Origin of the sequence: Rhizobium sp. 57MFTsu3.2 (genome assembly GCF_012932765.1) — a bacterium.
Classification (GTDB): Bacteria; Pseudomonadota; Alphaproteobacteria; order Rhizobiales; family Rhizobiaceae; genus Rhizobium; species Rhizobium altiplani.
Window position 1 is genome coordinate 19,588 of sequence record NZ_JDWI01000021.1, and the last position, 22,477, is coordinate 42,064.

Below are 22,477 nucleotides of genomic sequence, written 5' to 3' on the forward strand. Positions count from 1 at the left end.
ATGGGTGTTCGCCATTGCACTTGAATATAAACGAACGTTCGTTCATATTCGTCGCGAACACAAGAGGAATTTTCATGCCGCGACCCCGTACGCTTTCCGACGAACAGCTTCTCGACATGGTGCTCGGCCTCGTCCATTCGGAAGGTCCTGACGCGGCAAGCTTCGGCGCGGTGGCGAAGATCAGCGGCCTTTCCGGCTCGACGCTGGTACAGCGCTTCGGGACCAAGGCTGCAATGCTGCGGGCCTGCCTGCTGCGCGCCTGGGACCGGCTGGACATGGAGACGGCCCGGCAGATCCAGTCTCTTCCCGAGACACCCGAAGGCGCCATCAACTTGCTCGCCGGCCTTTCCAGGGATTACGGCGACGATGCCGCGTCCTACGCTGAAGGCCTGCTGGTACTGCGGGAAGATCTGCGCGACCCGGCCTTGCGTGCTCGTGGGGCTGCCTGGGGAAAGACACTGGCGGCAGCGCTCGACCGATCCCTCGGCGCCCAAGGCAAAACGCCGCTCGGACGGCTGATTCTGTCGCAGTGGCAGGGCTGCCTGCTCTGGTGGGGCTTCGAGCCGCAAGGCTCGATCGAAGACTATGTTCGCGCTGAGCTGAGAGAATTCCTTGAGACGGTCGCTCAGCCAGCGACTACTTAGCCGCCTCCGGCTGCTGGGCCTGCGCCTCGTCGCCCACTGTCAGCGGCCAATCCACCACATAATCCTCAAAGTCGTCGACCTTGACCTCGGTTTCGTCGATCGTCCGGCCGCGCGCCGAAATGCCGGCGGCATGCACAGTCTCGGGATCGCCAGAAACCAGGGGATGCCACCAGTAAAGATCGCGCCCCTCGTTGATCAGCCGGTAGCCGCAGGTCGGCGGCAGCCAAGCGATCTCGTCGACGTTTTCCTTGGAGAGCTGGACGCAATCGGGCACGAAATCCCAGCGGTTCTCGTAGGAGGAACAGCGACAGCTGTGGTCGTCGAGCAGCTTGCAGCGGATCGAGGTGAAGTAGATGTCGCCGCTATCCCACTCCTCGAGCTTGTTGAGACAACAGAGGCCGCAGCCGTCGCATACGCTCTCCCATTCGGTCGTCGTCATCTCGGCGAGCGTCTTCGTCTTCCAGAAGGGTACTTCTTCCATCATTCCGTTCTTGCAACAGCTCCGCGCAAAATCGCGTGAGAGCTTCCATTTCTCTTGTTCTTGTCAGCCAAATCAACCAATGATTCACCAAGCTCCGGTTACTCCGGGGCACTGTCGGCAGATTTGCCATAGTCCGGCGTCAGGTTCCTCCGACGTCGAAGTGACTGATCGGGCGGGAATATAAGACGTGACGGATCCGGACAATCCAGAAAAACGGCCGCGCAAGCAACGCCACCTGCTTTTGAAGATCGACTCGTGGATCGATTCGACCATCTGGAATGCCGGTTTTCGCTCGGCCGAAATCTGGGAAGACATCACCATCTTCTTCCGCCGCTTCCGCGTTCGCGGCTGGAAGCGCATTGTCTTCGAACTGGCCGGCGAAGGCCTGACATGGGGTTCCGTCGGCGCCGTCCTGATGCTCGCCCTCGCCCAGCCTGCCTTTGAAGCTACCAAGGAAGATTGGCGCAATCGCGGCGACTACGCCGTCACCTTCCTGGATCGCTATGGCAACGTCATCGGCCATCGCGGCGTCATTCACCAGAACTCCGTGCCTATCGACGAACTGCCCGACGCGCTGATCAAATCAGTGCTTGCGACCGAGGACCGGCGCTTCTTCGATCACTTCGGCATCGACGTCATCGGTCTCTTCCGCGCGCTTGTTACCAACGCCCAGGCCGGCGAAGTTGTACAGGGCGGCTCGACATTGACGCAGCAGCTCGCCAAGAACCTGTTCCTTTCCAACGAACGCTCGATCGACCGAAAAATTACCGAAGCCTTCCTGGCGCTGTGGCTCGAAGCCAACCTCTCCAAGAAGGAAATCCTCTCCACCTATCTCGACCGCGCCTACATGGGCGGTGGCACCTTCGGCGCTGCCGCAGCGGCGCAGTTCTACTTCGGCAAGAGCATCACCGACGTCAATCTGGCTGAATCCGCAATGCTCGCCGGCCTGTTCAAGGCGCCGGCGAAATATGCGCCGCACGTCAACCTGCCGGCGGCGCGCGGTCGCGCCAACGAGGTGCTGACCAACCTTGTGCAAAGCGGCCTGATGACCGAGGGCCAGGTGATCGCCGCCCGGCGTAATCCGGCGACGGTCGTCGACCGCAACCAGGTGGAATCACCCGATTTCTTCCTCGACTGGGCTTTTGACGAGGTCATGCGCCTGTCGCCGCGCTTCCCCCAGCATTCGCTCGTCGTCAGGACCACGATCGACATGGGGCTGCAGAGCGCGGCCGACGATTCAGTGGAAACGTCGCTGCGCGAATATGGCGAGCGCTATCACGCCAAACAGGGCGCGATGGTGGTGATCGAAAACGGCGGCGCGGTGCGGGCCATGGTCGGCGGCCGGGATTACGGCGAAAGCCAGTTCAACCGTGCCACCAAGGCGCTGCGGCAGCCGGGTTCATCCTTCAAGGTCTACACCTATTCGGTGGCGATGGAGAGCGGCATGACGCCCGATACCATCGTCGTCGACGCGCCGATCTACTGGGGCAACTGGGCCCCTCGCAACTACGCCAATAAGTACGCCGGCCGCGTCACCATTGCGACTGCCATCGCCCAGTCGATCAACACCATTCCAGTGCGCCTTGCCAAGGAAAAGCTCGGCATCCAGCCGATCCGGGCCATGGCGAAGAACCTCGGCGTCGAGTCGCCCGTGCGCGACGACGTGACGATCCCGATCGGCACCTCCGAGGTGACGGTGCTCGACCAGGCGACCGCCTATGCCGTCTTCCCGGCAGGTGGCTACCAGTCGCGCCGTCACGGCATCACGCAGGTCCTCGATTACGGCGGCGACGTCCTCTACGACTTCGACCGTGACGAGCCGCCCGCCAAGCGGGTGCTCTCCGAGAAGGCCGACACCTACATGAACCAGATGCTGTCCCGCGTCCCCTATGTCGGAACGGCGCGAAAGGCAGCGCTCGACAACGGCATTCTGACAGCCGGCAAGACGGGCACGACGCAGGCGTACCGCGACGCCTGGTTCATCGGCTACACCGGCAACTACACGTGCGCCGTCTGGTTTGGCAACGACGACTATACGTCGACCAACGAGATGACCGGCGGCTCGCTGCCGGCCATGACCTTCAAGCGTGCCATGGACTATGCGCACCAGGGCATCACGCTTCGACAGATCCCCGGCACGCAGCCGCTGCCGCCCGACAAGACGGCAAAAACGGTCGCCGCCGCCAAGCCGGCGGAGGGCAGCCCGCCGCCCCTCGTCCGCCCCCGGATGCTCTCGGTCGAGTCCACGCACATTCTCAAGGACCTTGGCCAGGCGCTGAAGGCGGCGCCCCCGCTTGCCGCGCAAAAGGTGGCGAGCGCCGACTAAGGGCATCAGCAGCAACTGCTTCGTAGAGCGAGGGAGGCCGATCATGTCACGCATCGTCATCATCGGAGGGAGTGGCCACGTCGGAAGCTATCTGGTGCCAGCGCTTGTCGAGCGAGGCCATCAGGTCGTCAATGTGAGCCGTGGCACAGCAAAACCGTATCGCCCCCACTACGCATGGGGTGAGATCGAGAACGTCGCGCTCGATCGCGCGGCCGAGGAGAAAGCCGGCCGGTTCGGCGCCAAGATCGCAGATCTAAGGCCTGATATCGTCGTCGATATGATATCGTTCGACCTATCCAGTACACGGCACGTGGTGGAGGCCCTCCGAGGAAAGGTTGGCCATTACCTGTTCTGTAGCTCGATCTGGGTCTATGGCCGCCTTTTTGCGATCCCCTCGACCGAGACCGATCCGCCCAATCCGATAGACGCCTACGGGAGGGGCAAGGCCGAGTGCGAAGCCTGGCTGACGCGGGAGGCGCACGTCACCGGCTTTCCCGCGACCTGTTTCCGTCCTGGCCATATCGTCGGCGAAGGCTGGAATCCGATCAACCCGATCGGAAACGCGGATCCGGAAGTCTTTTCGCTGATTGCCCGTGGCGATGAACTCGTCTTGCCGAACCTCGGACTTGAAATGGTCCATCACGTCCATGCTGATGACGTGGCTCGCTGGATCATGTGTGCGATCGAGAACCGGTCGGCTTCAATCGGCGAAGTCTTCAACACGGTATCGGAACAAGCGGTGACCCTGCGGGGCTACGCGGAAACGGCATATCGCTGGTTCGGAAAGGAGCCGCGCATCGCTTACAAGCCCTTTGAAGAATGGCTTGCCGATCTCGGCGAGTATGCCGAAAGCAGTCGTGGGCACGTGATCCGAAGCTCGTGCCACTCAATTGAAAAGAGCCGAAACCGCCTGGGCTACAAACCGCGGTACACGAGCTTGGAGGCAGTGCACGAATCTGTGCGGGCGCTGATAGCTTCCGGAAAAGTCGTCGCGGCGGGCGCCGATCTTTGAAAATCGCTTGATGCCAAAAGTCTGGACGCTGATCCAGCTATCGAAAATCGACAATCAGTCGGCCTTTCGAATGGTCCAGCGTTGATCCGTTTTGGCCGGGATATGCCGCCGATACCGCCCTGCACCATTCCGCCTAGCTAGAATCAGTGGTAACCCTTTCAACTGATTTGTTTCTCAAGGGCGCATAGTGTTTCGGTTTCCTCTCTTCATAGCGATGACTCTGATTATCGCCTTTGGTGGCGGGATCATGATTTCGCTCTACGCGCTGGATGCGACGGCCGGCTTCGGCGCGATCAAGCTCGGCGCCTGGGAAGCCTTCCCCGAGCTACAAACCGAAAGCGCCGACCCCTATGCGAAATCGCACCGGGCGCGTGCCGGACGCCTGCTTTACGGAAACGCCGAAGGCCTGATGTTTACCGCCAAGGTCGATGACGCCGGCGACCGGCTGAATGCCGGCTGCAGCTACCGTATCACGGGGCAGACGCCGCCCGCCCGCATCTGGACGCTGTTTACCGCAGACAACAGCGGCAATCCTGCCTCGCTGCGACCGGGGCTTCCCGGCGCGCTGAATTCCTGGACGGTGCTGCGGCAGCCCGACAGCAGCTTCACGATCGACATTTCCGCGCACGCCCGACCGGGAAACTGGCTAGCGCTGCCGGCGGCGGGTACCTTCCAACTCGTCCTGACCCTCTTCGATACCCCGACAGCCGGCAGCTCCGGCGTTATCGACCTTGCGATGCCGAAGCTTCAGAAAACCGGATGCGGCAATGCTTAGGATCCTGTTTGCCATCCTCGCGGGACTTTTCGGGGCGGCACTCTTGCACCTCGTCATCATTCTTTCGCTGCCGCACTTTACCGGCAAGGACGCCGCCACCCGCGTCGCCTCCGAGGGCGATCTCGACAAGTTCTACCTGCTTGGGTCGACGGACGATGCCGCGGGACTTTCCAACGATGACCCTTTTGTCCGCACTGCTGTCTGCTCGTTCGACATTGTGGAAAATCCAATCCGCCTGACGGCCAAGGGCAATGTGCCGTTCTGGTCTGTCGCGCTCTATGACGAGGCTTCGAACGAGGTCTTCAGCATGAACGACAGAACGTCTGTGGGGGGAGCGCTCGACATTCTGGTCGGAACGCCGATCCAGTTGACAGAGCTTCGCAAGGCTTTGCCGCCTGACCTGCAGAAAACCATTCTCGTGGAAAGTACGCGTTCGGAAGGCTATGTGGTGTTGAGGACATTGGCGCCCCAGGCGAGCTTCGACGCAGCCGCGCGGAACTTCCTCGCGGAGGCCGGCTGCGACGAATATGCCGGCCCCTCGGATTGAAGCAATAAGTCTATTTCTTTGCCCGCGAAATGCGAGGCGCCGGGGAACGCTTCGAGCTTTCCGTCAGGCGCTCGTAACGCACGCCCGTGAAAAGGAGGATCTGTGCCTCGACTGGTTTCCTGCCCTTGCGGCGTTGCGTCTGAGACAGACGGTCCGCCAATGCGACGACTATTGCCATTCTCGTCTCCATGCACGGCCCGAGACGGATGAACTGCGGAATCTCACCCTGCCCGCCTATGCGAGCCAGCGCGTCCTGTAGAACCCGAAACCGGGCTCCGAGGCATTCGCGCCTTTCTCACGGCACCTGTTTGAAATACCGTGATGTGAAACCGGACGACCGAAGCACTCGATCGCCGTTCATACCCGAATTGAGACATATGACAGTTAACAGATCGTTAATTTCATGCCTGGACGTTAGCTATTTGCACGACGTCTTATAAACGCGCTGAGTCCCCATTTGGTTTCAAACTTCTCATAAGAAGTTTCAATCGACAATGTCGCAACGATATTAGCATTAATTCATATACTTAACGGAGGTTGTGTCGGCGATGGCGGCCCCATCACAGCTCCGTGGTTTCTCGTCACAAAAATATCAATTGCGATCCTCACCAATACCGGTAAAGTTGTGTCATCGGCCACGGGTCCGTGGCCAGGCGGCGGGGCGCCGTCTTCCGCTTATTGCGGACAGGGAGGGGTTAAAATGTCTTTGTTTATCGGTTCGACATTCTCTCCTGAGGACCTTGACGTGCTGCGCGATGCCCTCGATGCGTGGTGTGCGGAAAAGCGGATCGACATCAAGAGCGCCGAAGCCCAGATGGCAGCGTCCGCTGCGCTTGACCTCTATCAGTCCGGGAACAATAGCGCCGAGAGGCTTTTGACGGCGCTGCGCGGACACAAAGGGCTTTAGTCACTCCGTCCCGCGGTCGTCATACGGTGAAGCCTTTCGGTACAAATTGAATAAAGTCTTTAGCAAGCGTTAACCCTGCCCATGTAGGATTTGTTCATAACCTATGTGGGGTAAGGGGCGTCCCTTCACGTCCAGTCCTGCGACATCCCTTTTTGCGTTTCCAGGGTGTGTTCTTGTGCGTGACCGGTTCCGAGACCTAGAGGCCCCATCCGCCAGCCGGAAGAAGGACGTGGTTCTCATGGCGACCGTCAGCAGCTTCGAGGGATTGCAGCCGCCAACCCGCTCCGAACTGCGCCAATTCGCCGAACTCTTCACGCCGCTGTTCCAGGCCTCCTCTCTCGAGGCAAAGCGTCAGGCCGTGGCAGCCCTTTCCCAATGCCCGCAGATTCCACCCGCCGTCGCGCTTTTCGTCGGCTGCCAGTCGATCGACATTGCAGCGCCGTTCCTCACCTCCTCGCCGGCGATCGACGACGAGACCTTGATCACCATTGCGCGCACCCAGGGCAGCGCACACATGAAGGCGATCGTCAGCCGGGATGCGCTTTCCCCGCGGGTCATCGACGCGCTGGTCGGCCTGCGTCAGGCGGAACAGCGGCTGGCAGCTCCGGCTGAGGTCGAAACCGGCATCGTACCATCCGAACCGCCGGTTCCGGCTTCCCTCGAGGAAGCCGAGGCTGCAGCGCGCCGCGCGAGTGAAGAGGAGATACGCAATAGAATCAGGGAGTTGGCACGTCATGTCAGCCGCCCGGAAGGCGATCGCCTCGGGCTGCGTAACCTGTCGCCGATCCAGGCCGCACTCCTCGTCCGCTTTGCCCGCAATCGCGAAGCGGCGCTCTTTGCAAAGGCGCTTGCCAGCGGGCTTTCGGCAAGCCGCTGGCTTGCAGAGCGCATTATGCTCGATATCTCCGGTCAGCAACTGGCGACCACGCTCATCAGTCTCGGCCTGGACTTCCGCGACGCCGTCTTTGTGCTCGAAAAGCTCTACCCGCACCTCGCGGAACCGCAGCATGGCGTCACGCGCGCATGGATGGTGCTGGACAGTCTCGATCTGGAAGAGTGCAACGCCCGCGTCGACGCCTGGCGCCGCGCCGACAGCTATACCTACCTGCCCGAAAAAACAGAAACGGCGCAAGCCACCCATGAGGAACCGCCCGCCCAGGACAGGCGCATCATCCGTACACGCTGACTTTGACTAGAGCGGGTTCTCGCGCCCGTCGCCAAGCGGAACGATATCCCCGAGCTCATCGGCTTCAAGCTCGACGATCCAGAGGTCCGGGTCGAACTTCCGCTCACGCTCGAGCATTTCCCTGACCCGATCAGGCTCTTCGCGCGTCAGCCGTTGCTCGAATAGGCGCTCCCCGCTCGTCTCGTCGTCGAAGAGGCTTTGCGGCGCTGGGCCGTAGAGAGTCTCAAGACCATCGCGGAAGTGCTGGCGAATGAAGATGGCGCCCGCCTCGTCGGCACCCTTTGCCTCGACAGCGGCAAAGTCACCTTTGGCAAAAACCCGGCGCAGGAGGGCGGAGACGAAAATATCGGTGCGTAATCTCATCGGCGAGCTATAGCAGACAAACGGCAAGCGGCAATGCTTGGCATTGCCGGGCTTCAGAGCGCGCCGATCTCCTTGAGCTTCTTCAAGACCACTTCGCTCGGCTCGCCATTCTCGGGAAGGTTGTAGTGCTTCTGGAAGTGGCGAATGGCGGTGCGGGTCTGTTCTCCCGGCACACCGTCAACGCCGACATTGGCGTAGGCCATGTTGCTGAGGCCCTTCTGGATCTTCAGGACGAGATCCACAGTCGACAACTCCGCGGATGGTGCGGCTTTCTTTGCAAGTGTCGGCGCGGTCTTCACACTCTTTTCGGCGCTGCGGATGGCGGCGGCGACAGGATCCTCGGCGGATGCCTTCGAGGTGATGTCTTCGCGCGGCTTTTCCAGCGGGATCGCCGAGGGGCCGACCGAGTCGGTTCTGAGCGCTGCCAGCACATCTGGCGTTGCGTCGCCCGTCTGCGGCATGCCCACGGTTTCTTCGAAGAAGAGGATCGCCGCACTGGTGCGCGGGCCGATGACCCCATCCGGAGTGCCGTTGTAAAGGCCACGCCGGACCAGTTCGGTCTGGATGTCCATGACGATCTGGCTCGGCTGCTGCCCGCCGGGAGCGACTGGCGGCGTCGCATTGGTCTGCGTGACGTCGGCCTCGTCCTGCCGCTGGATCTTGAAGGTGGTGACATTCCCGCTTTGCTCCTCGATGACCGGGCGACCGCCGAGCACGTTCGGAAAGAGCGGATCGCGGGTGCGCAGGAACGGGTGCGGATGCGCCCCTGGCTGATACCAGAGCGCGTTTGCGGCGACGAAGCTGAAGATGACAAGGAAGGCTGCCGTACCGCCGGCAACCGACGGGTTGCGGCCGATCACGCCGCCGAGCACGCTTGCGCCCTGCAGCCCGATACCGCCGACCATGGTTGCCCCTGTGAGAAGGAGGCTCGGCCGTTTCTGTCGGCCTCTCCGTCCCTTAGGCGATTTTCGCTTGCTCGCGGCCATCGAAAAGCCCCTCTTCCAAAACGCCCGCTAGCGCCGGCACAGCCTTCAGTCGCGGCGGAAACTCGACAAGATCGTTGCGGGCAGTACCCACAGCCGGAATGCCAGAGCCATCCGCTGCAATGGAAATCGTAATGATCGTACCGGCGCCCGGCGTGCTGGCGATTGCGAAGTCGCCGCCATGCAGCGCCACCAAGCCCTTCACCAACGACAGGCCGAGTCCCGTTCCCTCGAATCGGCGGCTATAGTCGTTCTGGATCTGGACAAAAGGTTGGCCGAGCGTTTCCAGCTTGTCGCCGGGAATGCCGATGCCGGTGTCGCTCACGCAGAGGTTCAGAACGCCGTCGCGCATCGACGCGTCGATCGAGATCGCACCGCCCGCATCGGTGAATTTCACGGCATTGCCAACCAGATTGATCAGGATCTGCTGGATCGCGCGCTGATCGGCCACGACCTCGTCGAGACCGCGCTGCACTCGGCTTGTCAGCGATACACCCTTGGACTTCGCCTGCAGCGCCAGCATGGCCTCGCAGGAACGAACGACGGATGCAATGTCGAAGGGTTCGAGGCAAAGCTCGTAGCGCCCCGCTTCGATCTTGCTCATGTCGAGCATGGTGTTGACGACGGAGAGCAGGTGCGCGCCGGATTCCCTGACAAGGCCGACATATTCCCGCTGGCGGTCGTTTTCGAGCTTGCCGAAATACTCGCCGAGCAGGATGTCGGAGAAGCCGAGGATGGCGTTGAGCGGCGTGCGCAATTCGTGGCTGACCGCGGCAAGGAACCGCGATTTTGCATCGTTTGCCGAGCGGGCGTCGGCGGCGCGGTTCTGCGCCTCCTGCCGTAACTGCTGCTCCACCGAGACATCGCGTAGCTGGGCAATCACGCTTAAGAGCGTGCCGTCGCCGTCCTGCCGCGCGGTCATATCCATACGCAGGTAGGCAAACTGCCTGTTGTCACGCGAAACCGAAGGGCGCTCCAGCCGCAGATCGACCGCGGCAGTCGCCTCACCCTGGCGAAGCTGATCCAGCGCCTGCAGGAAAAGGATGCGGTCAGAGACATGTATCTGATCGACAAAGCCCTTGCCGATCGGATCACGCATCCAGGCGAGATATTCGCGCTTGTCACGACCGCCGACGGCAGTGACGTTGCCCTGCGGATCCAGGAAGAAGGCGAGACCGGCGGTTGCTTCCATGAAAAAGTCTTCGGCGACAGGCGCGGCAATCGGCGCTGTTGCCGTACCCTGACGCGACAGGGCAATGCTGCCCACCGCAGAAAACAGGAAGGCCGCGCAGACGGTTGCGACACCGACGGGTAGCGCAATGGCAGGACTGGTCACAGAAGAGAGCCCAACGGGGACCGCGACGAGAGCCGCCGACGAAAGCAGCGCCAAGCGGCGCAGGATCATCAATTCACGCTGGCGCACCGCTGTGCCCCCTCCTGTCCGGGAGAGCCAGCTTTCCACCGCCCGGTCCACGAGGGCTGCCGCCCGCTCTGCGATCTTACTCATTACACGCACGCAATACCCGCCCAAAAAAGGCTTTTTACCAGGGCCGACAATAGGCCTTGGGCGCTTAAGGAAAGGATAAGGGAAAAGCCGCCTCCACACCGCAGAAGAGCGAAATGTCCCGTTTTTGGACATATGGAAGCGGCTTTGATTTTTTACGGTTAACGGGCGGTAAGCGACGGATTTCGCTCACATTTCAGCTTGCTGTTAACCTTTGTGGCACATCTGCCGCAAGGTTTGCCTGCAATTACAGGAGGAGGCCGATGACATGCTTAACAGCGGTCGCTACAATTTGACCGAAATGCGGTGCAAATCCCGTTCATTAAAATTCGAACTAAATTTGAGGCAAATGCCGACGAGTTTTGAAAACTGGCATTCGCAACTCTGCTCTAAGGTCAAAGCACACCGGAAGACCGGACCGATTCGGCGGTAAGACCGAACGGGAAAACAGGATGGCAACGACGATGTGGTTTCTGATCAAAGGATCATTCTGGTTCGGGCTTGTGCTCGTGTTGCTGTCGTTCTTCAGCGGCGAGAGCTCGACCAGCTCGCAGCCGACATTGCAGTTTTCCGACGCCTTTGTCGCGGCGACAGGCGCCTATGACTACGTGACAGGCATGTGCGGCGAGAAGCCGGAGGTCTGCGTCAAGGGTGCGGAGACCATGGCCGCGCTCGGCCACCGGGCCCGCGAAGGCGCCCGTGTCGCCTATGAGCTGCTGGACAGCCGTTTCGGTGACGACAACGCCGCCAAGCCTGCTGTCGCACCCAATGCGCCGATCGCTCCCGTCGCGGCACTTGCGCCCTCCCATGCCGAGGCTCAGGCCGAGGCACAGGAGCGCACCGCAGCGCTGAACCAGCCGATGCCCTATCGCCCGCCGGTTGACGACGGCGATGAAAGCCTTTCCGACACCGTGACGACGGGCACCATTCCGCTGCCGACGCCGCGTCCGGCCACCTGAGAATTACGCGGGATTTCCCGCAACCAAGCTTGCACCGGCGATCCGCAAGCCGCGGAATATCCCATGCCTGACGTGCCTGCCCTGTTTATTTCCAGCTTTTGCTGCGCCGCGAGGATGCCTATCCTCCGCGGCGTTTCTTTTTAATGGTTCAAATCTGGCCGCGTTTCACCTATATGAAACCTGATAACGAAAGGCCACAATACATGACGTCCCTCGAGCAGATCATTGACGACTTCTCCTTCCTCGACGACTGGGAAGATCGCTATCGCTATGTGATCGAGCTCGGAAAGGCGCTTCCGGACCTTCCCGACGACAAGAAGACATCGGCTAACAAGGTGATGGGCTGCGCCAGCCAGGTCTGGCTCGTAACGCACACCGCGGGGGATCCAGACAATCCCGTCATGACCTTCGAGGGCGACTCCGACGCGCATATCGTGCGCGGGCTCGTGGCCATCGTTCTTGCAACCTATTCCGGCAAGACGGCATCGGATATCGCGGCCCTCGACGCCTTCGACGTATTCTCGAAGATCGGCCTCGTCGAGCATCTCTCCTCGCAGCGCGCCAACGGCCTGCGCTCGATGGTCAACCGCATCCGCGAGGAAGCCCGCGTACGCGCGGTGGCCTAAGCAACCACCCGCCTCATCACGAATAGAGTTCGGGCCTGTAGCCCTGCGCACCCCAATGCTCCACGCGCGATCGGCGCGCGGGCGCCGGCGGATTGTAATGCCGGGAGAGCGCCATCAGGGCCGTGCGCAGCATCAGTTTGGCCGCTTCCCCCTTTCTTCCCCGGCCAAAAACACAAAAGCCGGGCTTCCGCCCGGCTCTACAGGATCAAATCCTTGGCAACGATCAGCCGCGTCCGCGCTTGCGACGCTGGCCGAGCCCCATTTCCTTTGCGAGGCGCGAGCGCGCTTCGGCATAGGCCGGCGCTACCATCGGGTAGTCGACGGGGAGCTCCCATTTCTCGCGGTATTCTTCCGGCGAGAGATTGTGGTGGGTCATCAGGTGACGCTTGAGCGACTTGAAGTTGCCGCCGCACTCCAGGCATGTGATCTGTTCATCCTGAACGGATTTACGCACCGATACAGCCGGCTTCTGCTTCTCGACAACCGCCGTTGCAGCTTGCGGCGTCGACGTATTGCTAAGTGCCGAATGCACGTCAGAAATCAGGTTAGCGAGATCGCCAACCGGGACCACGTGGTTGCTGACATAGGCGGCAACAATATCTGCGGTGAGCTCGACCAGCAACTCCGGCCCGCTACCGGCTGCAGTATCCGTCATAATACGTTTCTCCTGTTTCAATGCTCCAAAGGTCTAAGCCTCGTCAGCCAAGACCGTCATCGTAGAGCCAACAGCAAAAAACCCAGGCTACGGCAACCTGTTTCGAAAAACTGAAATCCACCCCTAGATTCCTGAGGCCGAAACCCGTTCTTATACTGCCCGATTTCGAATTAGTACGCTACCACGCAGCTTACTTCCTCAATTAAACACTGAAATCCAAAGCCAACGAGGAAATAAGCAACGTGATTCTAATTCAATATCAGAACTCTACTTGATCACCAATTATCACCGTTTTACGAAAACGCCAATTATTATTTCATATATATCTACCGAAAAATGTCTATTTCGCAAGAATTGCCTGCCATAAACCCAAACATTAACCATTAAGAAATCTGCAAAAGGGTGCAAAAATCAACTTAAAATACTGAATCGGAAGCGCTCTCATCTTTTGGCGAGGTCATCGCGCACCGATTGGGGGCCGAGGCGATATCCAGACTGGTGCGCGGCCTTGGCAAGGAGGTGCGCCGCGACCGGCGCCGTCAGCAGGAAGAAGACGAAACCGGCGAGCGCCCGCGCAAAGACCGAAACCTCGCCCGCGGCGACACCGGCGGCAAAAAGCAGCATGCCGGAACCGACCGTTCCAGCCTTGGAAGCGGCGTGCATGCGCGTGTAGAGATCCGGCAACCGCACGACGCCGAGTGCGGCAACGAGCGCAAACAACGAACCGGCCAGCAAAAGGAAAGCGACGACGAGCGCTGTCGCATAGTCCATCATTTCTTGCCCTTCCTGCCATTCTTGTCGCTGCGTTTGGCCGCGACTTTGGGCTTTTTCGGGGCACGCGCCTTTTTTTCGCTGTGCCGTTCCGCGACAGGAGCGCGCGACATCACGAAACGCGCGAAGGCGACCGTTGCCAGAAAGGCGACAAGTCCCAGCGAAATGGCGATGTCGATATAGAGGCTGAAGCCCGTCTTGACCGCCAATACGGCGATGAAGCCGATTGCCGTGCCTGACAGTGTATCGAGCGCCAGGATCCTGTCGGGCAGCGTCGGCCCGACGAGGACCCGCCATCCCGCCAGGAGAAAGGCAATTCCAAGGATGACCAGGGCAACCGCGGCGGCCGTGGACATGATGGCAAGCGGGGAGATCATCGAAATGCCTCCATGATCCGGCGCTCGAAACCGTTGGCGATATCGCGCTTGGTCGCCTCGGGATCGGCGCAATCCAGCGCATGCACGTAAAGCGTCTTGCGATCGTCGGAGACATCGACCGACAGTGTGCCCGGCGTCAGGGTGATCATGTTGGCTAGAAGCGTGATCTCGAAATCGCGGTCGACGGTCAGCGGAAAGGCGAAGATGCCGGGTTGCAGCCGCATGTTGGGCGTCAGCACCGTGACGGCGACCTTCCAGGCCGAGATCGCCAACTCCTTGAGAAAAAGAAGGGCAAGCCGCACGATCGCGAAGGACCGGCGAAGATATCCCCGGCTGCCATAGGGTTCGCGGATGATGGACAAGCACAGGGCGCCGATCGCAAAGCCGAAGAGGAGGTTGTGCGGCGACGCGCTGCCGGTAACGGTCGCCCAGGCAATGGCGAGCAGCACGTTCAGCAGCAGGGCGATCATGGCATCCCTCCATCCGGGAAGACCGACTGCAGATAAGCTGTCGGATCGATGAGGCCGGTCGCCGCAGCTTGCGCCATGTCCAGCAGCTGTTCGGGCAGGATGCCGAAAGCAACGACAAGAGCTGTCAGGATGAAAAGCGGCAGCCCCGCCTGCCAGCTGATTGACACTGCCGCCTGCGGTGCCGTTGCCGGTCGCCAGTAGGCGAGCAGGAAGACGCGTCCGAATACGACCGTCAGCAGGAAGCCGCCGATCAGGATCGCGGCGGCCAGCCACCAGGCGCCGACGTCGATCGATGCTCTGACCAAAATCACCTTCGGCCAGAAGCCGGAAAAGGGCGGCAACCCACACGCGGCGACGAAGAGGATGAAAGAGAACGCGGCAAAACCGCCGTTCTTGCGATAGAGGCCGCCGAGCGCGGTCAGCGAGAAACCGCCGGCAAGGGCGGCAGCCTGCCCGGCGAGAAGATAGAGCGCCGTCATCAGCACCATCGAATGCAGCGCGTAGAAGATCGCGCCGGACAGGCCGCCGGGCGTGCCTAGCGCTATGCCGACCAGCATGTTGCCGATGCCCGAGATCACGACATAGCCGAGGAGCTTGCGGATATCGTCCTGCGCCAGCGCCCCAAGCGCGCCGACGACGATGGTCGCTGCCCCCACCGCCGCAATCAGAAGGCTCAATTGTTCGCGCTCGATCGGCAGCAGCATGACCATGACGCGAATGAGGGCGTAGACGCCGACCTTGGTCAGCAGACCGGCAAACAGTGCCGACACGACGATGCGCGGCGTATGATAGGAGGCCGGCAGCCAGAAATTGACAGGAAAGGCAGCGGCCTTCATGGCAAAGGCCAGCAGCAAGAGGGCGGACAGGGTCATCAGCGGCGCGGTGTCGCGCACACTCTCCACCTTGCCAGCGATATCGGCCATGTTGAGCGTGCCGAAGACAGCGTAGACGATGCCGACCGAGATCAGGAACAGCGTCGTGCCGATCAGGTTCAGCACCGCATATTTCATGGCCCCGTCGATCTGCCCGCGCTCGGAGCCGAGGATCAACATCCCGAAGGACGAAATGAGAAGCACCTCGAACCAGACATAGAGGTTGAAGACGTCGCCTGTCAGGAACGCGCCGGAAACGCCTGCCATCAGAAGCAAAAGGAAGGGAAAGAAACCGTATCGGCGGCCGCTTTCGGTGACGTCCTTCAACGCATAAAGGCCGCCGGCGAGCGCTGCGATGGCAGCGGTCAGGGCCATCAGCGCGCCGAAGAGATCGACGGTGAAGGCGATGCCGAACGGCGGAAGCCAGCGCCCCATGACCATGGTCAGCGGGCCATGCGCCACCACCTTCGCCAACAGCGCGGCATCCAGCAGGACCAGACCGGCAAGGCCCGGAATGGCGACCTGCGCCTGCAGTCGCAGCGAGCCGCGCATCATCAAGAGGACGGCGCCGAGCGTGATGCAGAGCGCCACGGGTGCGATGACGAGCCAGTTGGCGAGCGGCACAGACGCCGTGACCATCGCAGCCGAGAGATCGGTGATCGTGCTTACCGGAGCCGCCATCTAGTACCCCATCGGCGGCAGCGGTGGATCGACGGGCTCGGCGACACGCATTTCGTCGGTGTTGTCGGTGCCGATGTCCTGATAGGCGCGATAGGTCAGCACCAGCAGGAAGGCGAGGAAGGAAAAGGAGATGACGATCGCCGTCAGGATCAGCGCCTGCGGCAGCGGATTGGCGGCGCCGTTAGGGAGCGTATCGAGGTTTGCCGCGATGATCGGCGGCACCTCGCGCGTCAAACGTCCTGCGGTAAACAGCAACAGGTTCACCGCGTTGCCGAGGACGGCGATCCCGAGCATGATCCGGATCGAGAATTTCGACAGCATCAGATAGATCGCGGCGGCGAAGAACAGGCCGACGAGGATCGCAAACAGCGGCTCCATCACTCGATCTCCCTTTCCTCAAGCGCCAGCGCGATCGAGGTGATGGCACCGACGACCACCAGGTAGACCCCGATATCGAAGAGCATGACGGTCGAGAGCGGCACCTCGACACTGGCTATCTCAGGATAGATCCACAGCCCGGTCATGAACGGCACGGCAAAGACGACCGACAGCAGACCGGCGGAGCAGGACATCAACAGTCCGGCCCCTGATATCGCCAGGGGATGGAAGACGATGGCGCGGCGCACGGCGCCGACGCCGCGGGCAATGCCGAAGATCGCCAGCGCCGAGGCGGCAATCAACCCGCCGATGAAGCCGCCGCCCGGCTCGTTGTGGCCGCGCAGGAGCACAAAGACGGAAAAGAGCAGCATCAGAGCCGTCAACACCGGCGTGATCGTGCGGAAGATCAGTGTGTTCATGGGCGCTCGATCCCCAGATCCTCAGGCGCGTCAGGATCGTTTTCGGCAAGCTTGCGCTCGGTCTGCGCGCGGATTCGAATGAGGGCGAGGATCGCAAGGCCGGTGATGGCGACGACCGCGATCTCACCCAGCGTGTCGGTGCCGCGGAAATCGACGATGATGACGTTCACGACGTTGGCGCCGTGCGCGATGGTCTTTGAGTAAGTGTTGAAGAACTCCGTCAGCGCATTGTTGAACGGCCCCTGCGTGGCCTTCATCAGAAGCAGCGCGAAGCCAGAGCCGCAGGCGATCGCGATGCAGCCGTCGAATATCTTCTGGCTGAGCGGCCGCCGATCGGTCGGCGACAATTGAAGGCGGGTCATGACAAGCGCCAGGATGACGACCGACAGGGTCTCCACCATGAACTGCGTGAAGGACAGGTCGGGCGCGCCGAACAGCAGGAATATGATGGCGACGGAGAAGCCCTGGATGCCGAGCGAGACGATCGCCGTCAGCCGGTCGCGCGCGATGACAACGCTCAACAGACCAAGAACGGCGAGCAGGAAGATCGCCCATTCGTGGACCTGGACCTGCCGTGGCCAGACAGGCAGCATCGGCATTTCGCCATAGAGCCAGAGGGGGACGAGCAGGATTGCGGCAAGGCAGAGGAAGGTGCAGGTGATGTAGAGTTCAAGTCGCCCCGGCTGGACGAACCGCGTTACGCGCATCGATAATCTAATCAGACCTACGATGAAGTAATCGAAGCCACGATCCGGTCCGGGTCCTAGCTTGCACAGTACCGTCGCCATGGCCAGACGCGCCTGGTCTATCCGCCAATAAACGAGCGTGCCGAGCGCGATCGTAAGACCAGACAGAAGCAGCGGCACGCCGACATGCGGGATAAGGGAAATCTCGATCACGCTCGCCGATCCACGGATGGCGGATCCCGTTGGAGACGAGATGTAATGGTGCGCCGTTGCGGAGAAAACCGCAGTCATCAGGCCCAATAGCGCCAGCAAGACAGGACCGACCCAAAGCAATGGCGGTGCCTCGTGTGGGTGCTTGGGCGTTGCACGGACCGGCCCGAGAAACGGCTTCAGCGCCACGGCGAAGCCAATCGCGAACATCAACGCGTTGCCCGCGACCGCAACCATTGTGAAGACGATCGATCGTGGGTCCGCATGTGCCAGCGCGGCGTAAATCTCTTCCTTGGCGAGGAATCCGAAGAACGGCGGCAGACCGCCCATGGAAATAGCCGCGGCGAGTGCTGCCGCAAAGGTCAGCGGCATCGCCGCTTTCAAGCCGCGCAGACTGGTGATGTCGCGCGTGCCGGTCTCATGGTCGATGATGCCCGCAACCATGAACAGCGCACCCTTGAAGAGCGAATGCGCCATGAGGTAGAGCGCCGCGGCCTCGGTGGCATAGGGCGCGCCGAAGCCGGTCAACAGCACGAGAAGGCCAAGCGAGGAAACGGTCGTATAGGCGAGTTGCAGCTTGAGATCGGTCTGGCGGATCGCAAGCAGCGTGCCGACGATCAGCGTCACGCCACCGAAGAGCGGCAGCAACGTCTCCCAGGCCGGTGTCCCGCCCATGACGGGATTGAGGCGCATCAGGAGATAGACGCCCGCCTTCACCATCGTTGCCGAATGCAGGTAGGCCGAGACCGGCGTCGGCGCCTCCATCGCGTTCGGCAGCCAGAAGTGAAACGGAAACTGCGCCGATTTGGTAAAGGCGCCACAGAGGATGAGGATCAGGATCGCCAGATAATATGGATTGCCACGCAGCAGATCGCCGGATTGCAGCAGCGTCGACAAATCAGTCGCGTTTGTCGTGCTCCAGATCAGGAGCAGGCCCGCCAGCAGCAGCAGGCCGCCACCGCCGGTAACGACGAGCGCCTGCAGGGCGGCGCGACGCGCTGCCTCGCGCTCGTGGTCGAACCCGATCAAGAGGAAGGAGGTAATCGACGTCAGTTCCCAGAAGATGAAGAGCATCAGCAGGCTGTCCGAGACGACGAGGCCGAGCATGGCGCCCATGAACAGGAAAATAAAGGAGAAGAAGCGCCCCTGATCCAGATGCCCCTTCAGGTATCCGCCCGAATAGAGGACGATCAGCGTGCCGATCCCGGTAATCAGCAGCGCGAAGGTCAGCGAAAGACCGTCGAGCAGCCAGGAAAAGCGGAGGTCGAAGCTCGGCACCCAGGCATAGCCGCCTGTTATCACCTCGCCGCCCGCTATGACCGGCAGCAGGCTGGCGAAGTGCGCAAAGGCCAAAAGCGGCGCAAGCGCCAAGAGCCAAGCGGCGTTCGCCCCAAGGACGCGAACGAGAAAGGGAGCGAGAACTGCGCCGAGAAGTGGCAGACACAAGGCCGCAAATGTCAAAGCCGTGACACCGGCCATATTCCCTCCTCTGCTGGCAGTGCTTCGTGGAGCCGGCGAAAGCCGGAAGTCCGTCAGGTTTACGAGAACAGGCGCGCGGTCACAAGTCTTGTTCGACCGGGAGCAACCGGCAGCGGCAGGATACTCACAGGGAACGGATCATCTCGGGTCGGTCAGCCCCTTGCAGTATCTTCGAAGCGTCTATTGAAGCGATAGTCACAGACTCTGTCCAGGGCGCCTCAAACCTCCGGGGCGATCGGTTTATCGACGAAATATCAACGGCATCGCCGTTTTCGCCGGAACGGGATGACGCTTTGACGAGCTCGGCATCCCTTGATCCATGCGACCTTTCGCACCACATTGCTGTCGAAAATCAAAGCTGCCCCCCGGCGCGAAAGGAACAAGCCATGGCCGATACGACAATCGCCAAAGTTCACAAGACCGACGCGGAGTGGAAGGAGCAGCTGACTCCCGAGCAATACCGGATCACCCGCCAGCATGGCACCGAGCGTGCCTTTACCGGCCCCTATTGGGATTCGTTCGAAACCGGGCTCTATCGTTGCGTCGGCTGCAATGCACCGCTGTTCCGCTCAGACACGAAGTTTGATGCCGGTTGCGGATGGCCGAGCTATTTCGAAGCTGTCTCACCCGACGCGGTGACCGAACTCCGCGATACGACCTACGGCATGGTCCGCACGGAGATCCGCTGCGGCACTTGCGATGCCCATCTGGGGCATGTCTTCCCCGATGGTCCGCCGCCGACCGGCCTGCGCTACTGCATCAACGGCCACGCGATGGTGTTCGAGCCGGAGAAATAAAAGCTCGCGTCCGAGCTGCTTAGAAGCGTTCGACGACCGCCTGGACGCTTTCATCCAGCGACAAGCGGGACGTATCCAATATCGCGCATTTCTTTGCCACGGCCTCGCGGCGGAGGAAGGATGCCCAGATCATCATTTCGGTGTTGGCAAGCTCTGGCTGCCGGCGTTCGACCGCCAGGCGATGCGTTCGTGTTTCGTCATCGCAGTCGGCCAGCAGCGGCAAATAGGCAATGCCTGTTGCTGTTGCCGCTTCTTCTAGAAATGCAAGGCGCATCTGGCCTTCGAGCAACTGATTTCGGCCGGAGTGCTGTGCCTCCGCGAGGCTCTCAAACCACTTGAAGGTCATGGCCCGCTGCCATCCGGCTGGCGAGCCGTAGTCCGCCGCCATCCGCGAGAGCGGGGGAACGCCGATGTCATCGAAATGGTAGACGTCGATTTCACCAGCGAACCGAGCGGCGATCGCCTTGGAAATCGCCGTCTTGCCCGATCCGGAAGCGCCAGTGAGAACGATGAGGCTCACTTCGTGACCCTAAGCTCCATGCAAGTCAGATCGAGCCAGCGGCCGAACTTCGTGCCGACCTCCGAGAAGGTGCCGGCAACGCGGAAACCAAGCTTTTCGTGCAGTTTGATGGACGCAGCGTTTGCCGCCTCGATGCCGGCGATCATCACGTGGATGTTGGCCTCGGCCGCACGCTCGATCAGCGCCCGCATCAGCAATTCGCCGATCCCCGCGCCGCGGCAATCCTTGTCGACATAGACTGAGTGTTCGACCGTGTGGCGGTAGCCGTCGAAGGCTCGCCAGTCACCATAGGAGGCATAGCCTGTGACCTTGCCATCCTTCTCCGCAACGATGACCGGGAAGCCCTTTGCCTTGCGGGCCTTGAACCACTCGATGCGGTTGTCGAGATCAACCAGCGTTTCGTTCCAGATGGCGGTCGTATGCTCGACAGCGTGATTATAAATATCGCGGATTGCCGAGAGGTCGGCTTCGGTGGCATCGCGCACGAGAACGGCGTGGTTCATATCAAGTCCAATTTCAGTTCGGTTCCGGCAAGCGGCATACGCCCGGCATTCAGCGTTGTAAACCAACGAAATGACGGGACGAAAGCGATCATTCGCGATAGCAGAGAATTGATCGAAATGGACACGCAGGCCGGCTGATCAGACCCCGGAGCCTGCCATGCTGAAGCAGGTGAGCACCGCCGAGTAGTGCACGGCCGCCGCGGCGACCACGAAGCCGTGCCAGATGGCGTTCTGGAAGCGCAGCTTCTCCCAGACGTGGAAGATGACACCGAGGGAATAGATGATCCCGCCGATGAGGATCAGGAGCATCGATACAAAGGGGATGCGCTCCGCCACCGGCCCGGCCACGAAGATGCCGCTCCACCCCATGCCGAGGTAGAGAAGGATGGCAACCTTGTCGAAGCGGCCTGGAAGGGCGCACTTCAGGAAGATGCCGAGCCCCGCGATCGCCCAGATGCCGATGAGCATCCCGAACAGCAGCGGACTGTCGGCGCCACGCTCCAGGAAGGGTGTGTAGGTGGCGGCGATCAGGATGAAAATCGAGGAATGATCGAGCCGGCGAAGGAACCACTTCGTCCGCGAAACCGGCCAGGCGTTATAGGAGAAGGAGATGCCGATCGTCAGCACGAGGCCTACGCTGTAGATCCATGCCGCCGCGAGTTCGCCATTGGAACTCCAGAGAGTGGCGTAAAAGATCAGAACGGTCGCGCCGATGAGCGCGAAAGCAAGCCCAATGCCATGGACGACCCCATCGGCGATCAGCTCATATTTGTCGTAAGCCCAGCGGATGCCGTTGAACTCTGTCATGCCGGGAAACCCCTCACCTTTCCAACCGATCGTCGCACCGAAACGGTGTGCAGGCAACACAACAGCGATGGCACGCCGTTACATCTTCGTGAGCCTTGGACGCTCTGGCTTCGGCGTGGAGATACACAGGTGGAAGGCAGAAGGGTAGCCTGAAAATGGGCCACCCTTGATGACATGCCACCTTAATGACTTAGAGCCTTCAGCTCATGCAGTCTTCGCAGAGCGGGGCATAGGGTACGGCGCCGAGACGCTTCTTCGAAATCGGCTCGCCGCAGCGGACGCAGGTGCCATACGTGCCTTTCGTGATCCGATCGAGGGCTGCGTCGATGGCGCGCAGCTCTTCCTGGCCGGCCTGGCCAAGCCCCTCCAGCACTTCGTCGTTCTCGCTCTCGATCGCGCGGTCGTCGCTGTCCTGCTCCTTGGTGCGCCCGAGATCAACGTCGATGCGACTCAGCCGCGATAGAAGCTCGCGCTGGCGGTTGCGTAGGATCTGCTCGTAGGTCTGCGTGTCGGTCATGGATATTCCTCCATCGGTCTTT

27 protein-coding genes are annotated in these 22,477 nt (G+C 61.1%); 10 read left to right on the forward strand and 17 right to left on the reverse strand.

The window, feature by feature from the left end:
• Positions 1 to 74 precede the first annotated feature (74 nt).
• Positions 75 to 644 carry a TetR family transcriptional regulator gene (locus AF71_RS20600; RefSeq protein ID WP_169682832.1) on the forward strand — a complete coding sequence of 190 codons (570 nt, stop codon included), beginning with the start codon at positions 75 to 77 and terminating at the stop codon, positions 642 to 644.
• On the opposite strand, the gene AF71_RS20605 is transcribed toward AF71_RS20600, so the two are convergent.
• Positions 637 to 1,125: a YcgN family cysteine cluster protein gene (locus tag AF71_RS20605; protein WP_169682928.1), complete on the reverse strand. Its 489-nt coding sequence runs from the start codon at positions 1,123 to 1,125 to the stop codon at positions 637 to 639. The two genes, AF71_RS20600 and AF71_RS20605, sit on opposite strands and share 8 nt — an antisense overlap.
• Before the next feature lie 187 nt (positions 1,126 to 1,312).
• Between AF71_RS20605 and AF71_RS20610 the strand changes: the two genes are divergently transcribed.
• The 4 genes from AF71_RS20610 to AF71_RS20625 all read left to right on the forward strand — a co-directional run bounded on the left by AF71_RS20610 (position 1,313) and on the right by AF71_RS20625 (position 5,785).
• Entirely contained in the window at positions 1,313 to 3,451 is a 2,139-nt protein-coding gene (locus AF71_RS20610; RefSeq protein WP_018860040.1) for a transglycosylase domain-containing protein, read from the forward strand.
• 43 nt (positions 3,452 to 3,494) lie between these two features.
• Positions 3,495 to 4,463 (forward strand): NAD-dependent epimerase/dehydratase family protein, encoded by a 969-nt coding sequence (locus AF71_RS20615; RefSeq protein ID WP_169682834.1) that lies wholly within the window; start codon positions 3,495 to 3,497, stop codon positions 4,461 to 4,463.
• A gap of 187 nt (positions 4,464 to 4,650) precedes the next feature.
• Complete coding sequence (locus AF71_RS20620; protein WP_025661024.1) at positions 4,651 to 5,238, forward strand: DUF1214 domain-containing protein; 588 nt, start codon at positions 4,651 to 4,653, stop codon at positions 5,236 to 5,238.
• Complete coding sequence (locus AF71_RS20625) at positions 5,231 to 5,785, forward strand: DUF1254 domain-containing protein (RefSeq protein WP_169682836.1); 555 nt, start codon at positions 5,231 to 5,233, stop codon at positions 5,783 to 5,785. Before AF71_RS20620 ends, AF71_RS20625 begins: the two co-directional genes overlap by 8 nt.
• A 10-nt stretch (positions 5,786 to 5,795) precedes the next feature.
• Here AF71_RS20625 and AF71_RS20630 read toward each other — a convergent pair whose 3' ends face one another.
• Entirely contained in the window at positions 5,796 to 5,963 is a 168-nt protein-coding gene (locus tag AF71_RS20630; protein WP_018860035.1) for a hypothetical protein, read from the reverse strand.
• A 522-nt stretch (positions 5,964 to 6,485) separates the two neighbouring features.
• Here AF71_RS20630 and AF71_RS20635 point away from each other — a divergent pair.
• The gene (locus AF71_RS20635; RefSeq protein WP_018860034.1) at positions 6,486 to 6,692 is read left to right on the forward strand and encodes a hypothetical protein; all 207 of its coding nucleotides are present in this window, start codon (positions 6,486 to 6,488) and stop codon (positions 6,690 to 6,692) included.
• Between the two features lie 175 nt (positions 6,693 to 6,867).
• Complete coding sequence (locus AF71_RS20640) at positions 6,868 to 7,878, forward strand: DUF2336 domain-containing protein (RefSeq protein ID WP_169682838.1); 1,011 nt, start codon at positions 6,868 to 6,870, stop codon at positions 7,876 to 7,878.
• A gap of 6 nt (positions 7,879 to 7,884) precedes the next feature.
• On the opposite strand, the gene AF71_RS20645 is transcribed toward AF71_RS20640, so the two are convergent.
• From AF71_RS20645 to AF71_RS20655, 3 genes are read right to left on the reverse strand one after another with little or no spacing between them, the layout of a single operon-like run.
• Entirely contained in the window at positions 7,885 to 8,241 is a 357-nt protein-coding gene (locus AF71_RS20645; RefSeq protein ID WP_026372176.1) for a DUF1491 family protein, read from the reverse strand.
• A gap of 53 nt (positions 8,242 to 8,294) precedes the next feature.
• A complete protein-coding gene (locus tag AF71_RS20650; protein WP_169682840.1) occupies positions 8,295 to 9,227 on the reverse strand; it encodes a peptidoglycan-binding domain-containing protein in 933 nt (310 codons plus the stop codon).
• Positions 9,199 to 10,731 carry a HAMP domain-containing sensor histidine kinase gene (locus AF71_RS20655; protein WP_169682842.1) on the reverse strand — a complete coding sequence of 511 codons (1,533 nt, stop codon included), beginning with the start codon at positions 10,729 to 10,731 and terminating at the stop codon, positions 9,199 to 9,201. The genes AF71_RS20650 and AF71_RS20655 overlap by 29 nt, the downstream gene beginning before the upstream one ends.
• A gap of 461 nt (positions 10,732 to 11,192) precedes the next feature.
• On the opposite strand from AF71_RS20655, the gene AF71_RS20660 reads away from it, so the two are divergent.
• Together AF71_RS20660 and AF71_RS20665 are read left to right on the forward strand one after the other, a co-directional pair.
• Positions 11,193 to 11,687: a DUF5330 domain-containing protein gene (locus tag AF71_RS20660; RefSeq protein ID WP_112824466.1), complete on the forward strand. Its 495-nt coding sequence runs from the start codon at positions 11,193 to 11,195 to the stop codon at positions 11,685 to 11,687.
• Between the two features lie 203 nt (positions 11,688 to 11,890).
• Positions 11,891 to 12,313, forward strand: a complete 423-nt coding sequence (locus AF71_RS20665; RefSeq protein WP_113471206.1) for a SufE family protein — start codon at positions 11,891 to 11,893, stop codon at positions 12,311 to 12,313.
• Positions 12,314 to 12,536: 223 nt separating this feature from the next.
• Here the strand turns inward: AF71_RS20665 and AF71_RS20670 are convergent, their stop codons facing one another.
• The 8 genes from AF71_RS20670 to AF71_RS20705 all read right to left on the reverse strand — a co-directional run bounded on the left by AF71_RS20670 (position 12,537) and on the right by AF71_RS20705 (position 19,311).
• A complete protein-coding gene (locus AF71_RS20670; protein WP_018859452.1) occupies positions 12,537 to 12,968 on the reverse strand; it encodes a MucR family transcriptional regulator in 432 nt (143 codons plus the stop codon).
• 441 nt (positions 12,969 to 13,409) lie between these two features.
• Positions 13,410 to 13,742 (reverse strand): monovalent cation/H(+) antiporter subunit G, encoded by a 333-nt coding sequence (mnhG, locus tag AF71_RS20675; protein ID WP_192304235.1) that lies wholly within the window; start codon positions 13,740 to 13,742, stop codon positions 13,410 to 13,412.
• Positions 13,739 to 14,116 (reverse strand): cation:proton antiporter, encoded by a 378-nt coding sequence (locus AF71_RS20680; RefSeq protein ID WP_113471757.1) that lies wholly within the window; start codon positions 14,114 to 14,116, stop codon positions 13,739 to 13,741. The genes mnhG and AF71_RS20680 overlap by 4 nt, the downstream gene beginning before the upstream one ends.
• Positions 14,113 to 14,586, reverse strand: a complete 474-nt coding sequence (locus tag AF71_RS20685; RefSeq protein ID WP_025661036.1) for a Na+/H+ antiporter subunit E — start codon at positions 14,584 to 14,586, stop codon at positions 14,113 to 14,115. Before AF71_RS20685 ends, AF71_RS20680 begins: the two co-directional genes overlap by 4 nt.
• On the reverse strand, positions 14,583 to 16,139 hold the full coding sequence (locus AF71_RS20690) for a Na+/H+ antiporter subunit D (RefSeq protein ID WP_169682844.1): 1,557 nt from the start codon (positions 16,137 to 16,139) through the stop codon (positions 14,583 to 14,585). The genes AF71_RS20685 and AF71_RS20690 overlap by 4 nt, the downstream gene beginning before the upstream one ends.
• Positions 16,140 to 16,517: a Na+/H+ antiporter subunit C gene (locus AF71_RS20695; RefSeq protein WP_018859457.1), complete on the reverse strand. Its 378-nt coding sequence runs from the start codon at positions 16,515 to 16,517 to the stop codon at positions 16,140 to 16,142. It lies immediately after the preceding gene.
• Entirely contained in the window at positions 16,517 to 16,936 is a 420-nt protein-coding gene (locus tag AF71_RS20700) for a Na(+)/H(+) antiporter subunit B (protein WP_018859458.1), read from the reverse strand. The genes AF71_RS20695 and AF71_RS20700 overlap by 1 nt, the downstream gene beginning before the upstream one ends.
• Complete coding sequence (locus AF71_RS20705; RefSeq protein WP_169682846.1) at positions 16,933 to 19,311, reverse strand: putative monovalent cation/H+ antiporter subunit A; 2,379 nt, start codon at positions 19,309 to 19,311, stop codon at positions 16,933 to 16,935. The genes AF71_RS20700 and AF71_RS20705 overlap by 4 nt, the downstream gene beginning before the upstream one ends.
• Before the next feature lie 386 nt (positions 19,312 to 19,697).
• Here AF71_RS20705 and msrB point away from each other — a divergent pair, with 386 nt between their 5' ends.
• Positions 19,698 to 20,108, forward strand: coding sequence for a peptide-methionine (R)-S-oxide reductase MsrB (gene msrB / locus AF71_RS20710; protein WP_018116550.1), 411 nt, complete (start codon positions 19,698 to 19,700; stop codon positions 20,106 to 20,108).
• A gap of 19 nt (positions 20,109 to 20,127) precedes the next feature.
• Here the strand turns inward: msrB and AF71_RS20715 are convergent, their stop codons facing one another.
• From AF71_RS20715 to AF71_RS20730, 4 genes are all read right to left on the reverse strand, one after another.
• Positions 20,128 to 20,628, reverse strand: coding sequence for a hypothetical protein (locus AF71_RS20715; protein WP_018116551.1), 501 nt, complete (start codon positions 20,626 to 20,628; stop codon positions 20,128 to 20,130).
• Complete coding sequence (locus tag AF71_RS20720) at positions 20,625 to 21,131, reverse strand: GNAT family N-acetyltransferase (protein ID WP_169682848.1); 507 nt, start codon at positions 21,129 to 21,131, stop codon at positions 20,625 to 20,627. Before AF71_RS20720 ends, AF71_RS20715 begins: the two co-directional genes overlap by 4 nt.
• A gap of 138 nt (positions 21,132 to 21,269) precedes the next feature.
• Positions 21,270 to 21,938, reverse strand: coding sequence for a hemolysin III family protein (locus tag AF71_RS20725; RefSeq protein WP_018859461.1), 669 nt, complete (start codon positions 21,936 to 21,938; stop codon positions 21,270 to 21,272).
• Positions 21,939 to 22,137: 199 nt separating this feature from the next.
• Positions 22,138 to 22,455: a TraR/DksA family transcriptional regulator gene (locus AF71_RS20730; RefSeq protein WP_018116554.1), complete on the reverse strand. Its 318-nt coding sequence runs from the start codon at positions 22,453 to 22,455 to the stop codon at positions 22,138 to 22,140.
• Positions 22,456 to 22,477 lie beyond the last annotated feature (22 nt).